At 68.0% G+C, this 14,519-nt stretch carries 12 protein-coding genes; 2 read left to right on the top strand and 10 right to left on the bottom strand.

The annotated features are described in order from the left end of the window. Nucleotides 1-32: 32 nt before the first annotated feature. From ABEA24_RS48900 to ABEA24_RS48890, 3 genes are read right to left on the bottom strand one after another with little or no spacing between them, the layout of a single operon-like run. Entirely contained in the window at nt 33-1,169 is a 1,137-nt protein-coding gene (locus tag ABEA24_RS48900) for a glycosyltransferase family 4 protein (RefSeq protein WP_345442601.1), read from the bottom strand. Next, the gene (locus tag ABEA24_RS48895; protein WP_345442599.1) at nt 1,166-2,278 is read right to left on the bottom strand and encodes a glycosyltransferase family 4 protein; all 1,113 of its coding nucleotides are present in this window, start codon (nt 2,276-2,278) and stop codon (nt 1,166-1,168) included. Before ABEA24_RS48895 ends, ABEA24_RS48900 begins: the two co-directional genes overlap by 4 nt. Further along, entirely contained in the window at nt 2,259-3,023 is a 765-nt protein-coding gene (locus ABEA24_RS48890) for a sugar transferase (protein ID WP_345442597.1), read from the bottom strand. Before ABEA24_RS48890 ends, ABEA24_RS48895 begins: the two co-directional genes overlap by 20 nt. A 392-nt stretch (nt 3,024-3,415) precedes the next feature. Here ABEA24_RS48890 and asnB point away from each other — a divergent pair, with 392 nt between their 5' ends. Next, a complete protein-coding gene (gene asnB / locus ABEA24_RS48885; protein ID WP_345442595.1) occupies nt 3,416-5,332 on the top strand; it encodes an asparagine synthase (glutamine-hydrolyzing) in 1,917 nt (638 codons plus the stop codon). A 37-nt stretch (nt 5,333-5,369) separates the two neighbouring features. Beyond that, on the top strand, nt 5,370-6,680 hold the full coding sequence (locus ABEA24_RS48880; protein ID WP_345442593.1) for a lipopolysaccharide biosynthesis protein: 1,311 nt from the start codon (nt 5,370-5,372) through the stop codon (nt 6,678-6,680). On the opposite strand, the gene ABEA24_RS48875 is transcribed toward ABEA24_RS48880, so the two are convergent. The 7 genes from ABEA24_RS48875 to ABEA24_RS48845 form a co-directional block, all read right to left on the bottom strand. After that, nucleotides 6,664-7,692, bottom strand: coding sequence for an NAD-dependent epimerase/dehydratase family protein (locus ABEA24_RS48875; protein ID WP_345442591.1), 1,029 nt, complete (start codon nt 7,690-7,692; stop codon nt 6,664-6,666). The genes ABEA24_RS48880 and ABEA24_RS48875 overlap by 17 nt on opposite strands. 146 nt (nt 7,693-7,838) lie before the next feature. After that, nucleotides 7,839-8,777, bottom strand: coding sequence for a hypothetical protein (locus tag ABEA24_RS48870; RefSeq protein ID WP_345442589.1), 939 nt, complete (start codon nt 8,775-8,777; stop codon nt 7,839-7,841). Between the two features lie 351 nt (nt 8,778-9,128). After that, nucleotides 9,129-10,109 carry an ABC transporter ATP-binding protein gene (locus tag ABEA24_RS48865; protein WP_345442587.1) on the bottom strand — a complete coding sequence of 327 codons (981 nt, stop codon included), beginning with the start codon at nt 10,107-10,109 and terminating at the stop codon, nt 9,129-9,131. 4 nt (nt 10,110-10,113) lie between these two features. Continuing rightward, on the bottom strand, nt 10,114-10,917 hold the full coding sequence (locus ABEA24_RS48860; protein WP_345442585.1) for an ABC transporter permease: 804 nt from the start codon (nt 10,915-10,917) through the stop codon (nt 10,114-10,116). After that, nucleotides 10,910-11,743 carry an ABC transporter permease gene (locus ABEA24_RS48855; protein WP_345442583.1) on the bottom strand — a complete coding sequence of 278 codons (834 nt, stop codon included), beginning with the start codon at nt 11,741-11,743 and terminating at the stop codon, nt 10,910-10,912. The genes ABEA24_RS48860 and ABEA24_RS48855 overlap by 8 nt, the downstream gene beginning before the upstream one ends. A gap of 165 nt (nt 11,744-11,908) precedes the next feature. Next, nucleotides 11,909-12,859 (bottom strand): alpha/beta hydrolase, encoded by a 951-nt coding sequence (locus ABEA24_RS48850; RefSeq protein WP_345442581.1) that lies wholly within the window; start codon nt 12,857-12,859, stop codon nt 11,909-11,911. Nucleotides 12,860-12,985: 126 nt separating this feature from the next. Then, nucleotides 12,986-14,431 carry a M1 family metallopeptidase gene (locus tag ABEA24_RS48845; RefSeq protein WP_345442579.1) on the bottom strand — a complete coding sequence of 482 codons (1,446 nt, stop codon included), beginning with the start codon at nt 14,429-14,431 and terminating at the stop codon, nt 12,986-12,988. Between the last annotated feature and the right edge of the window lie 88 nt (nt 14,432-14,519).

The raw sequence follows: 14,519 nt of genomic DNA, 5'->3' as shown, positions 1-14,519 counted from the left end.
TCTAGTTCTCGGTGTTCTCGTGGGCCACGTCCTCACGAACGCGACAGCGCTGCCGGGGCCGTGTCCTCGCCGTCCGAGCGACTCGGGCGACCTGTTCCCGACAACAGGCGCGTGAAGACCTCCAAATGACGCCGCGCCGATTCGGCCCAGGCGAACCGCTGTGCGTTGGCCAGTCCGCGAGTGCGCAGCTCTGTGGCGAGGGCGTCATCGGTGAGGACGTCTCGTAGCGCCGCGGCGATCGACGCGGAATCGAGATCGCTCAACAGGATGGCCGCCTCCCCGGCCACTTCCGGCAGGGCGCCACGGTCGGAGGCGATCACGGGTGTTCCGCACGCCATCGCCTCGATGACGGGCAGCCCGAACCCCTCGTGACTCGACGGGAGCGCGAAGACGGTGGCGGCGCGGAACAGAGGGGCGACCAGTTCCGTCGGGATCTGACCCAGGTATCGCACGTGCGGCGCGGTCGCCAGGAGCCGCTCGACGGGCTCTGACCCGAGAAAGGGGCCGCCGGCGACGACCAGTTGGACCCCGAGTCTGGCGATCTCCGGCCGGCCGACCGCATCGACGAGGGCCGGGATGTTCTTGCGGGGGTCGAGGTTGCCGAGGTAAAGAACGAACCGCTCCGGTAGGCGCAACTGCGCGAGGAGCCGGTCGTCCGCCGAACAGTCGGAATGGAACCGATCGGTGTCGACACCGTGCGGGATGACGTGCAGGCGATGTTCGGGGACTCCGAATGCGCGCTCGATCTCGCCCGCGGAGCTGGCGGAGACGGTGACCACGGCATCAGCGGCATGGGCCAGGCGGGTTACGCGTGCTCGCCAGGTGCGTTCCCAGAGCGTGCGCCGGATGCCCGGAACATGCTGGGGAACCCCGTGGATCGTCACCACGATCGGCAGCCGGCCGGCGCTCAGCGCTCCGGTGTCGGCGGGGAAATGCAGCAGATCGGCGTGCCGGCGATCCACCGTACGCGGCCAGACGAATCCCTCGGCCGCCGCATGGCAGAGCTGTCGCGCCGGTCCGCGGAGCGTATCCCCGGGGGGCACGAGGACTGTGTGCTCGACACCGAGCCGCTCCAGCCCTCGGTAGAGGCTTTCCGCGTAGGTCGTGTTGCCGCCGACGTTGCGGCGCAGTACCTTTCCCGCCACCGCGACCCGAATCCGGTCGGTCACACTCTCTCCTTCACTCGTTGGGCGGTCGCTACATAGGCCGCGGCCAATCGCGTCGCCTGGACCTCCGGCGTGTGCTCGTGAAGCGCCGCGCGGCACCGGTTCGCGTGCTCGACCCGGTGCGCGGGATCGGTCATGCGACGCACAGCGGCGGCGAGCGCCTCTGGGGTGCGGACGAGTCCGGGAAACCTGAGCGCGGCCAGATCCGGCAGTGACCGCGCGACCATGGGTAGTCCGGCTGCGGCCGCCTCCAGCATCGCCATGGTCGGCGCGACCTCCCAGAGCGCCGTGTGCACGTAGACGTGCGCCCGGCCGAGCCTGCGCAACACCTCATCCCGCGGCAACCATCCCGCGACGTGCACGCCGGCGGACTCGAGCCGCTGACGATGTGCGGGATCGCCGTCGCCGATCCACTCCCAGCGGATCGGCCAGCCGCGCCTGCGCGCCTCCCTGCTCGCCTCGGCGAGGAAACCCGGGTCTTTCTGCCGGCAGATCCGCCCTACGGCGACGGCGGCCACCTCATTTTCGGATGGCCGCGCGGACGGGATCACCGGCTGGGTCCGGACGGCATGTGGTACGCACACGACCTGCTGCCGTCGGTGCAGCATCCGGGCGAGCGCGGCTTCCCGTGGACTTGCCGCTGCCACCACGCCCGTTCGCCGCGCGAGGATGGATTCCGCGATACGGAACATTCCGCGTACGGGCGGAACCACATCGACGCGTTCGAACGCATAACAGTGCGGCGAATAGACGATACGATCCGCCGGGATCGACGGGCAGCCACGAACGTAGATTCCGGCGTATGAGGAATGGGCGTGCACGATATCGGGCCGGATCAGGTTGTAGGCGTGATGGATCGTGCGAATGCGTGCCGGGTGGCTACCGGGCAGCCGCAGCCAGCCTCGCACCTGTCCGGTGATTGTCACGCCGGTGTCCTCTCCATGGCGTGTGGCGGTGAGTAGCCAGTGGTCGAACATGGGTGTTGCGCGGATATAGCCGGCTACGGCGGTGCTCACGCCACCGCCCCAGCATTCGACGACATGGATCACCGTGAACCGGCGCGTGCGTTCGGCGGAACGCGCGCCTTCCGACTCACAATGCGCCGTTACCATTGACCACCGCACCGAGCGTCTTGAGGAGGATCCATATATCCAGCCTCAGGGACCATTCCGCTACGTAACGGAGATCCAGCTCCATCGCGTGCTGCCACGGCAAGGTCGAGCGGCCGCTGATCTGCCACAGGCCGGTAAGACCTGGTCGCACGTCGAGGCGGCCGCGCTCTCGGCTCGTGTACAGCGCGACCTCGGCGTGGACCTGAGGGCGGGGCCCGACCAGCGACATCTGGCCGAGTGCCACGTTCCAAAGCTGGGGGAGCTCGTCAAGGGACCAGCGGCGCAACCAATGGCCGATCCGGGTCACACGGGGGTCGTCGGGCACCTTGAAGAACGGTTCGCTGCCCCGTCCGTGCGTCTGCAGCAGATCCGCGAGCTGATCATCGGCGCCGACCCTCATCGAGCGGAACTTCCACATCCGGAACGGCCTGCCGTTGATCCCGATGCGCTCATGGACGAAGAGCACCGGTCCTGGGCCGCTCAATCGCACCGCGACGGCGAGGGCCACAAAAACGGGAGCGAGGACAAGCAGCGCGACAAAGGCGACCAGCCGATCGACGGTGTGCTTCAGTCGGAGTGCCGCCGGTCCGCTCAGAGGACGTTTCTCGGGTGGCGCTTCCGTCAACCGTAGATGTGCCTCGACATCCCCGACGAGGCCGAGGGACGTGGCCCCCGCCGGGGACCCGACGCTCTCGTCTGCCGGCGCGTTCTGACCTGACTGCGCGCTCGGTGTGGAAATGGACACTGTCGTCCTCCGGGATGTGTTGAATAATCTCCGCTCCCTGGCCCCAGGTATATCGCCTGCCTGCGAATGGCCACTCCATGCTCAAGATCAACACTTGGTCAGTTGACCGGAAATTATCTCTTGCGGTTCTTTCGGGGGCTGTATGTGTCCGGGGACTGGTCGGTCAATACAGGACCCCATAGCTACAAACCGTACAACCGTGCTGTATATCGTCCGGCTGGCTCGGAAAACCAGGCAAGGCTGCATCGTGCACTAAACCGTCTCTAAACGGCGCGGTCACGAGATTGCCGAGCATCGGCGCGTGGTCGTGCCGGTGTGTGAATTGATGGCGACCGGCATGGCAAATAGCCTGTGTGTCTGGCGCGCGACGGCTGTGCGGTCATAGTTGGGGGTTGAAAACACCGATGTGTGGGATTGCGGGAATCGTGTCAATGGGTCATCCGGATTCCGGTCTTCTCCGCCGCATGTGCAAGGTGCTCGCTCACCGCGGGCCGGATGGTGCGGGCTTCCACGATGACGAGCACGCCACACTCGGCATGCGGCGCCTCGCAATCATCGACGTGGCCGGTGGGGATCAGCCGGTTTACAACGAGGACCGAACCGTGGTCGCGGTCTTCAACGGCGAGATCTACAATTACGCCGCATTGCGCGGTGAACTGTGGAACCTTGGTCACCGTTTCGCCACGAACGGCGATGCCGAGTGCCTTGTTCACCTTTATGAGGAATTCGGTGATGATCTGGTCCACCGGCTCCGTGGAATGTTCGCGTTCGCCATCTGGGACCGGACCAGGCGGCGGCTTCTCCTCGCTCGCGACCGGGTGGGCAAGAAGCCGCTGTTCTGGCGCTCCGACGGCGCGACGCTGTGGTTCGGCTCGGAGCTCAAGGCGCTCATGCAGGATACTGCGGTGCGTCATGAGGTCGACCTGGTGGCGCTGCACCACTATCTGACGTATCAGTACGTACCCGCCCCTTGGTCCATTCTCTGCGGGATTCACAAACTGCCGCCGGGCCACCTGCTCTCCTGGCAGGACGGCGTCGCCGTGACGAGTCGTTACTGGCGCCTCGACTGCACGCCGCGCGAGATCACGTCCGAAGAGGAGGCCGCCGAACAGCTTCGCGATCATCTGCTCGAAGCGACGCGTGTCCGTATGGTGAGTGAGCGGCCGCTGGGGGCCTTCCTCTCCGGCGGGCTCGACTCGTCGGCTGTCGTCGCCGCGATGGCCAGGCAGAGTGGTGAGCGCATCAAGACGTTCACCGTCGGCTTCGACGAGGACGAGTTCGACGAACGACAATACGCGCGCATGCTGGCCCGGCGCTACGCCACAGACCACCACGAGATGGTCGTCACCCCATCGGCGCTCGACGTGCTGCCGACGCTGTCCTGGCACTATGACGAGCCGTTCGCGGACTCTTCGGCGATACCCACCTTCTACGTCGCACGGATGAGCAGCGAGCAGGTGACGGTGATCCTCAACGGAGACGGCGGCGATGAGCTGTTCGGCGGCTACCTGCGCTATCTGCTCATGTCACACGTCGGCCGGATTCCCGCGTTCTCGTTCCTGAGCGGCCGGCTCGACCGAGTCGGCTCCGCACTCTCGGCCCGTTGTGCCACGCGCTCGGCGCTTCAACGGGCGGGTCGGGCGGTGGAACTGCTGGGTCACCCGACGCCGCGGCGCTATGCGCGGCTCATGTCCTACTTCACTCCCGAGCAGAAGACGGCCCTCTACTCGGATGAGCTGCGTACGCGGCTGGCGGAGGTGGACAGCTACGACCTGTTCGACGAGGCGTTCGCCGCCTCCCGCGCCGCCTCCGACCTCTGTCGTGTCATGGACGTCGACGTCAACACGTACCTTCCCGGCGACCTCCTGGTGAAGGTGGACATCGCCACCATGGCCAACTCCCTGGAGGCGCGTTCCCCGTTCCTCGACCACCACCTGATGGAGTGGGCGGCCGGGCTGCCAGCCCGGCTGAAGGTCCGTTCGGGCACGACGAAATACCTGCTGAAGAAGGCTGTCGCGGAATGGCTGCCTCCGGCGCTCGTGACACGGCCGAAGATGGGGTTCGGCGTGCCGCTCGCGCGGTGGCTCCGCACCGAACTGTCGGATCTCTCGTGGGATGTGCTGACGGACGACACGGCGAGATCGCGAGGGCTGTTCCGGCCCGAGGCGGTGAGGGAACTGCTGCGGCGACATGAGAACGGACATGACCACGCCAACCGGATCTGGGCGCTCATCCAGTTCGAGCTGTGGTGCCGTGAATTCCTCGATCCACCTGGGACGAACCACCCGACTTCGGGATCCCGGCCGTGAATCGATGCGCCGCCCTCATGGTCCCCGGGCCGGTGCGGTGAATCGAGAAGCCCGGCAGGCCGCCGGAACCCTCGGCATCTATGCCGCAAGATTCCTCCTCGGCGCGCTCATGAGCGTGGTCGTGAACCGGTCGCTGGGGCCCGAGGGACGGGGTACCTATGCGGTGCTGATGACCGTCGCGACGGTCGCCCTCCACCTCGGTCATCTGTCGGTCGAGGAGTCACACGTCGCGCTGTGGCCGCGAGTCCGCGACAGTGCTCTCATCACCGCCAACTGCCTGCTCTTCGGCATGGCGCTCGGATGTGTCTGCGCGATCGCCGCCGGCATCGTGATCGAAGGCCTGGGGCCCGGGGTCGTGCCGGTGAGGGACCACGGCCTGCTGGTCTTGGCGCTGGCCTGGATTCCCTGCGCCATGACCGAGAAGCTGCTCGCTCGCCTAATGGTCCTGAAGGCGCGCATCGACGTCAACAACTGGAGCGGCCTGCTCAGCGTAGGCGTGCACTGCGCGGCGCTGATCGGCCTGGCCGCCATGGCGAAGCTGACACTCTGGTGGATCGTCGCGCTGTGGACCGTGTCCGCCGCGCTGCCGCTGGCGGTCCTCCTGCCCGCCGCTCGCCCCAGGCTGCGGCACTGTGATGCCGGCGTGGCGCGCAGGGCCCTCCGGCTGGGACTGCGCTATCACACCGGCCTCGTCTCGATGTTCCTTCTGCTACGCGCCGACATCCTGATATTGGGTGCGATGACGACGACCGTCGAGGTGGGGCTCTACGCGGCGGCGGTGACGCTGATGGAACTCGGCAGGGTACCTCCGGACACCGTCGCGAACCTCGCCATGCCCCGGCAACTGGAGGGCGATGAGAGGACGGCCGCCGCGTTCACCGTCAACTCCACGAGGATCGCCGCGCTCGTGGCCACCGTCTCCGTCGCGCTCCTGTGCGCTACCGCGCCCTTCGTCGTTCCGGCGGTCTACGGGCCGGCGTTCACGGGGAGCATCGGCCCGCTTCTCGGGCTGGCGCCGGGCCTCTGGCTGATCGGGGCGACCAGACCGGTCGGTGCCTTCCTGCTCCGGCTGGACCGTCCCCTGCTGAGTTCGGTGACGACGGTCGTGGCCCTCACCATCAACGTGGGGCTGAATCTCGCCCTGATTCCATCGTGCGGCGCCGTCGGCTCCGCGCTCGCCGCCAGCATCGGTTACGGCGTACTCGCGGCCTTGCAGATCATGTGGTTTCTGCGGGTCACGCGGACTCCGCCGCGTGCCCTCATTCCCCGGCGTTCCGACCTCCGCTACCTGTGGGGGACGGCGTGGCACACCGCGCGGCCCGCCGCGCTCATCAGGGGAGCGCGGTGATGTACGGCGACGCGGCGGCCGGACTTTCCGACATCTCGCGTGCCCCGTCTTCGATCGCGTCGGAGAGGATGTCGTCGAGTGAGTATCGCGGAGCCCAGCCGGTCAGGGCGTGGAGCTTCGCCGTGTCCGGAACCTTCCGGTGCATGTCCTCGTATCCGGGCCCGTACGCCTGGTCGTAGGGAACCAGCCGGATCGGCGACGTGCTTCCGCAGCGCGCGATGATCATCTCGGCGAGCTCACGGATGCTGATCTCTCGCGACGACCCGACGTTGAACGTCTGCCCGACCGCCGCCGGCTCGCTCATGAGCGAAAGGATCGCGTCCACAACGTCCCTGACATGAGCGAAACAGCGTGTCTGCCGTCCGTCCCCGAAGACCGTCAGGGGCTCGTTACGCAGGGCCTGCCGGACCAGGCGCGGGACGACCATGCCGTACATCGGGCTCTGCCTGGGCCCGACCGTGTTGAAGAGGCGGACCACGACCGTGGAGAGACCTCGTTCCCGGTGATAGCAGTTCGCGAGGATCTCGTCGACGGCTTTGGCCGTGCTGTACGCCCAGCGCAGGACGGAAGGGCTGCCGAGAATCGTGTCGGCGGTCTCCGTCAGGGGGTGTAGCGAGTTCTTCCCGTAGATGTCCGAGGTACTGGTGACCAGGATCTTGCGCCGGTACCGGTGCGCGGCCTTGATCACGATTTCCGATCCGCGGATGTTCGTGGTCAACGATCTCAGTGGTTGCTCGACCACGAGCCTCACTCCGACCGCGGCGGCCATGTGGATCACGACGTCGCACTCGTGCACGAGCTCGTCGACCACCAGTTCATCGCACACGGAGCCGTGCACGAAGCGGAAGTCCGGGTGTCCGGCGGCCGCGGCGAGGTTCGCCGGTCGCCCCGTCGACAGGGTGTCCAGGACGACGACCGAGTCGCCGCGTGCGAGTAGGGCCTCGACGAGATGAGAGCCGATGAAGCCGGCTCCGCCCGTCACCAGGTATCTCGTCCCGCTACCTTCCGGCATGCCGCGCCTCCCGGGTTCCGTGATCGTCGCTGCGGATGGAGCTGCTCTCCGCGGACCGCAGGGTGACGGGAGGCTTCGTTCCCGTCACCCTGCCGGCCCATTGCCGATTGCCAGGTACCGCCACAGAAGACGGCAGGGCGTTCGTGTCAGGAGCAGCCGGAGATGGCGCCCACAGGTCTGCAGTTGTTGGGACTGTTGCCGGTCACCAAACTCCCGAAGAGCGAGACCGTCCCGGGACCGGGATTGTCGAAGATCCCGCCGCCGTCGGCGGCGTTATTGGCCGTGACGAGCGTGGCCTCGAGCAGGGATCTTCCACCCACGCCATTCAACAACCCGCCTCCATTGAACCTGGCGCTGTTGTTGTTGAGTGTCGTGTGGACCAGTCTGGCGGTTCCGCCTTGTTCACTGTAGATTCCGCCACCGCTGGTGTTGGCGGTATTGAAACTGATGCGAGTATTGAACGTTTCGAGCCGGCCGTCGTTGTAGATGCCGGCGCCGCCACCGCCGAAGCCGTTGGCATGGCGGGTCGTGTTGCCGGTGACCAGAGTCCACAGAAGAAAGAGTGAACCGCTGTCGTTGGCGATGCCGGCGCCGTTGTCCGCCGTGCTGTTTCGCACAGTGACCGATTCCAGTACAACGGTGCCGCGCGCGCTGAGGATGGCCCCGCCGGGGAAGACCCCCGCGTCGCCGCCCTCGATGAAGATGCCGTTGACGGTGAGGCGGGCGCCGGCGGCCACCTCGATCAGGCGGAACGGCGTGCCTCCGGTGCGCCGAATGTGCGTGGACGGTCCCCCGAAGATAGTGATGTTGCCCCTGATGATGGGCAATGCGTCCGAGCCGCGTGTCCCGGTCTCCGCGGTGGTGGTGAAGTCGTAATTGCAGTTCGCGGCCAGTCGGATCGTGCCATGGCCGGCCAGGTTGGCGTTGGCGACCGCCGTCGCGAGACCTGATGCTCCGCCTGAAGGTCCGCTACACGGCACCGTCACGACCTGCTGAGCACCGGCCGAGGATGGCGATGCCGCCGCCCCCGCCCCGATCAGCGTGGCAGCCGCTATGCTGCCAGCTGTTCTAGCGAATGAACCCATGAGGCTCCCCCCGAACAGAATGGACATTCCTCTTGTCGGTGATGAATTGTCTTCGCGGCACCGCCGACAGTAGAAGAGAAGCATTGCGCAGGCTATCACGCTGCTATAGACATCGGTTCTTTGGAATTCTTGAACATTTTTTACTGGTGTTTTTCCGCGTTCGCCGACGGTTGCTGCCGGCGAAATGACTTAGGCGGCGCGTTGCGATGGACGCCGCATCGGATGCCTTGGTGCGCGCAGCGGCTCTGTCGGGCCATATATGGTTCCAAGAAGCAATTTGCCTGGCCCGGAGAAATGGCATCGACCGCGACTTTCGGGACGGAAGGTTTGATGCCCCGGGCCGTCGAGCGGTCAGAGACGATCGGGCTCCCAGCGGAAACCGGCAGCAGCACCGGTGCGGTAGAGACGCGTGACGACGTCCTCGATGTCGGGTTCGCGCAGGGCGATGTCCTCGACGTCGTAGCGGGCGGCGACGCCGGCGACCACGGCGGCGGCGTTGCCGTCAGGCGGTATCGCCAGCCACTGCCGGGGGCCGTCCGTACGGATGAGCCGGGCGCCGTCGACCTCGATCGGCGCCTGCGGGTGGGCGAGGTCGACGACGAGGATCCGGTCGGCGTCGGCCGTGGCCCGCAGGCGCTCCAGCGAGCCGTCGTACGCCAGCCGGCCGTGGTCGATCACCATGACGCGGCGGCACAGGCGTTCGATGTCGCCCAGGTCGTGGGTGGTGAGCAGGATCGTCGTTCCCCGCTCGGCGCCCAGCCGGGACAGGAAGGCGCGGACCGTGGCCTTGCTGATGACGTCGAGGCCGATGGTCGGCTCGTCGAGGACCAGGATCTCCGGGTCGTGCACCAGCGCCGCGGCGAGGTCGCCGCACATCCGCTGCCCCAGGCTGAGCTGCCGGACCGGCGTGTCGAGGAACGCGCCGAGCTCGAGCACCTCGGTCAGCTCGGCCAGCCGGGTCCGGTGCGCGGCACGGTCGACGCGGTAGAGGTGACGGATGAGGGCGAGGCTGTCGCGCAGCGGCAGGTCCCACCACAGGGTGGTGCGCTGGCCGAACACCACGCCGATCCGCCGGGCCAGGGTCGTGCGCTGCCGCACCGGATCGAGGCCGGCGACGCGCACCCGTCCGGAGGACGGCGTGAGGATGCCGGTGAGCATCTTGATGGTCGTCGACTTCCCGGCGCCGTTCGGGCCGAGGTAGCCGACGAACTCCCCGGCGCCGACGGTGAACGAGATCCCGTCGACCGCGTCGACGTTCACCCGCGTGCGGCGGAGCCGCCCGGTGCGCCGCCGCACGGCGAACGTCTTGCGGACGTCCTCGACCTCCAGCATGTGGTCAGCTCCCCGTCGATCGGTAGCGCCGCAGGCCCGTACGCCAGGTGACGGCGGCCAGTACGGACAGCGCCGCCGCGACCAGCGGCGACGCGAAACGGAAGAACACCGGCAGGCCGAGCGGATCGGGCCGGCCGAGGATGTACAGCGCCGGCTGCCAGTTGACGAACGCCAGCGGCACGACCCAGGTCAGCCCGCGCAGGACGTCGCGGCCGAAGATGCTGAGCGGGTACTGGGCGAGGAACGCGCCGCCGTACGTGACCGAGTTCATCGCCTGCTTGCCGTCGACGACCGCGAACTGCCACGTCGCGGACAGCACCCACAGCGCGGCGAAGATCCAGTAGCCGCCGGCGAGCATCAGCGGGACCGTCGCGACGCGGCCCGGTGTCCAGGCCACGTCGAGCCGGGCGAGGGCGAGGACGAGCACCGCCCCCGTCGGCACGAGCTTGCCGATCCGGCGTGGGGAGAAGTCCTCGGTGGCGAGTTGCAGGAGCGGCCCGACCGGCCGGACCAGCAGCGTGTCCAGCGTGCCCTGGCGGATGTGCTCGCCGAGCCGGTCGGCCGAGCCGAACGTGAGATCCGCGAGCGCGAAGGAGACGCCCGCCGTGCCGTACAGGAACATCACCTCGGGCAGGGAGAACCCGCCGAGCCGGGACGTGTGCGCGAAGATGATCAGGATGGCGGCGAGGTCGAGCGACGTGACGACCGCCTGCGCGACGATCAGCATGACCATCGACGCCGGGTACTGCGCGGCCGCGCGCAGCCACGTGCCGGCGAGCAGAAGGTAGGTCCGTACCGCGTCAACCACCGTGGATCACCAGCCTCCGCCGGGCCGCCATGGTCAGCAGCCGCCCGGCGACGAGCAGCGCCACGGCCCACGCCGCCTGGAAGGCGTACGCCCCCAGATCGGCCCGCTTGCCGAGGAACACGTCTGCGGGCACCTGGACCAGCGCCGCCCACGGCAGGACACGGGCGACCGTGGCGAGCGGGCCGGGGAAGACCACCAGCGGGATGATCATGCCGGAGAAGAACATCGTGGTCACCAGCGAGATCGCCGTGACCCCACGGTCGTCGTGCACCCAGAAGACGGCCAGGGAGTACAGGTAGCGCAACGCGAAGCTCACCAGGACGGCCAGCAGGACCGCCACGGCGAAGGCGGCCCATCGGCCCGGGGACGGGGGCCACCGCAGCGAGAACACCAGACCGCCCGCGATCAGCGGGGGAGCGCCGCGCGAAAGAACCGCGAACGCCGCGCGCCCGAGGTCGTCGGCCAACCACCAGCCCTGCAGGTCGACCGGTCGGTGCAGATCGATCGAGACGTCACCGGTGCGGATGCGCTCGGTCAGGTCCAGGCTGCCGCCGAATATCCGCACCGGCTCGATCAGCCCCTGCGTGAGGAAGCTGAACGTCACCGCGTCGGCGACGTCGTACCCGCCGAGCGCCGGCCGGGCGTGCCAGACGGCGATCAGCACGAACGCCCGCAGGAAGCCGAAGACGGTGTTGGTGAACGTCGCGGAGAAGGCCGCCACCCGGTAGGTGCTGTAGCGCCGGAACGCGTACGCCGCGACCCAGGCGTACCGGAGCGGAGTGTGAAGAGAGGGGGCCGAGCGTGCCCGCACACCGGGACTCCGCAAGGCGACCTCCTCCTCACCGATCGTGGCCACCGTCGGGCGCGCGCGAACCGCCGGAACGCCGGGCGTAGACGGGCTCCCGCGGCCGGTTTCACACCGTACGGCGCGGGCGGCCGATCGGCCAGTGGATTACGGCCGCTTCGGCGCCCGCGCCGGCCTCCCGCGGACTCAGCCGGTTCCCAGGGCCTTGCGGAGGGTGCGGACGGCCTGCTCGACGGCGGCGGTCGCCGCGTTGGTCGTACGGATCGGGTTGAGCATCATGAAGTCGTGGATGATGCCGTTGTAGCGCACGCTGGTGGTCGGGACCCCCGCCTGGGTGAGCCGGCGCGCGTAGGCCTCGCCCTCGTCGCGCAGCACGTCGTTCTCGTCGACGATCACCAGGGCCGGCGGCAGGCCGGCGAGGTCCCCGAGTTCGGCGCGGAGCGGTGAGGCGGTGATCTCCGCCCGCTGCGCGGGATCGGTGGTGTAGGCGTCCCAGAACCAGGCCATGGAAGCGGCCGTCAGGAACGGGCCGTTCGCGAACTCCCGGTAGCTGCCGGTGTCCTGCGCGGCGTCGGTCACCGGGTAGTACAGCGACTGGTGCACGAAGGACACGTCGCCGCGCCGCTTGGCGAGGATGGTCAGCGCGGTGGCCATGTTGCCGCCGACCGAGTCGCCGGCGACGGCCAGGCGAGACATGTCGAGGCCCTCGTCGGCGCCGCTCCGGGTGATCCACTGCGCGGTGGCGTACGCCTGCTCGAGCGCGACCGGGTACCCCGCCTCGGGCGAACGGTCGTACTCGACGAAGACGATGGCGGCGCCGGCGCCGACGGCCAGTTCGCGGACCAGGCGGTCGTGGGTGCCGGCGTTGCCGAGGATCCATCCGCCGCCGTGGACGTAGAGGACGGCCGGCAGCGGACCGGCCGCCCCGGGCGGCTTGACGATCCGGACCCGCACGTCGCCGACCTCCGCCGGAACGGTGATCCACTTGTCGTCGACGCCGGGCTTGTCGATCGGTGCGGCCTGGATGTCGTCGAGGACCTTACGGGCGTCCTCCACGCCGAGTTCGTAAAGGAAAGGCGGCTTGGACGTGGCGTCCGCGAGCTGCTGCGCCGCCGCCTCGAGAACCGGTGTGCTCATGACACTGCTCCTTCGCCGGGTGAATGGTCCGTTCACCTCTGGAGCTACCCAGTGCGGCGCGGGTACTCGAACCGCGGGGCCACGAGCGGTGGCCGGGGACCCCGTGGGGTCCCCGGCCGGAGTGGGTCAGCCCTGCGGCAGGGCCGGCTTGCCGGGGGACCAGAGCCAGGTGTTGAAGAACCCGCTCAGGTCCTGCCCGGAGATCTTCTGCGCGAGCGCCGTGAACTGCTGGGTGGTGGCGTTGCCGTGCCGGTGCTCGGCCGCCCAGGTGCGCAGCGTCTTGAAGAACGCGTCATCGCCGATCTTCTCCCGCAGGAACTGCAGCACCATGGCGCCGCCGCTGTAGACGCGGTCATGGAACATGGTGTCGCGCTTCGGATCCGCGATCACGACGTTCCACCAGGTGTCGTTCGCCGCGTGGCCGTTGTAGATCGCCCGAGCCTGGTCGTGCAGCGTCGTGCCGCCGTGCTTCTCGTTCCAGTAGTAGTGCGAGAAGGTGGCGAAGCTCTCGTTGAGCCAGATGTTCTGCCAGGTCTTCACCGAGACGCTGTCACCGAACCACTGGTGCGCCAGCTCGTGCGCGATCGTGGTCGTGTTGCGGACGTCGGAGTACAGCGGCCGGGTCTGAGTCTCCAGGGAGAAGCCGATCGCCTTGCCGTTGTACGTCGCCAGGTCGGCGATCGCGCCGGTCGAGTCGAACGGGAACTTCCCGTACTGCTTGACCCACAGGTCGGTGGCCTCGCCCGTGGTGTCCCAGAAGAACTTCGTCGGGTCCGGGTGGTTCGGGTCACGGCCCTTGAGCTTCGGGTCCACGGCGATCGTCTCGGGGATGCCGCCGGGCGTCTTGCCGGTCTTGAACTCCCACTTGCCGATGTCGGCGGTGGCGAGGTAGGTCGCCATCGGCGCCTTCTCGTCCCAGACGAACGTGGTCTTGGACCCCTTCGTCTTGTTGGAGATCAGCCGGCCGTTCGCGATCACGCCGAGGTCCTTGGGCACCGTCACCTTGAAGGTGAAGGCGGCCTTGTCGGCCGGGTGGTCATTGCTCGGGAACCACGTGGACGCGGCGTTCGGCTCGTCGCCCATGAACGCCCCGTCATCGGTGTGGACGAAGCCGTACGGGGAGCCGAAGACGATCGGGGAGCCCACGATGGTCTGCGGGACGCCGCCGTACGTCACCGTGGCGGTGAAGCGCTTGTTCTTCCGGATGCCGCTCTTCGGGGTGATGACCAGTTCCTGGCCCTTGCGGGTGAACTTGGCCTTGTGCCCGTTGACGGTGACCTTCGTGACCGTCAGCTGCTGCAGGTCCAGGTCGAACCGGGACAGGTTCTGCGTGGCCCGCGCGGTCATCGTGACGACTCCGTCGAGGCGCTTGGTCGACGGGTTGTACTTCAGGTCGAGCCCGTAGTGCAGGGCGTCGTACCCGCCGTTGCCCTCGAGCGGGAAGTACGGGTCGCCGATTCCCGGTGCGCCGGGGGAGAAATGGGGCCGCGCCGCGGCGGACGCGGCGGGTGCGATGGCCGCCACGGAGGCGAGGGTCGCACCGACGGCCACCAGACGGGATGTTCTGCGCATGTGGGGGGTTTCCTCGTGCAGAAGATCAACTGGACCTTGCGACTCTGGCGTACGCGCGTGGGGATTGTCCAGAGTCGGGGCCAGAGGT

Origin of the sequence: Actinoallomurus vinaceus, from assembly GCF_039542055.1 — a bacterium.
Classification (GTDB): Bacteria; Actinomycetota; Actinomycetes; order Streptosporangiales; family Streptosporangiaceae; genus Actinoallomurus; species Actinoallomurus vinaceus.
This window is presented reverse-complemented; position numbering and strand designations above follow the sequence as displayed.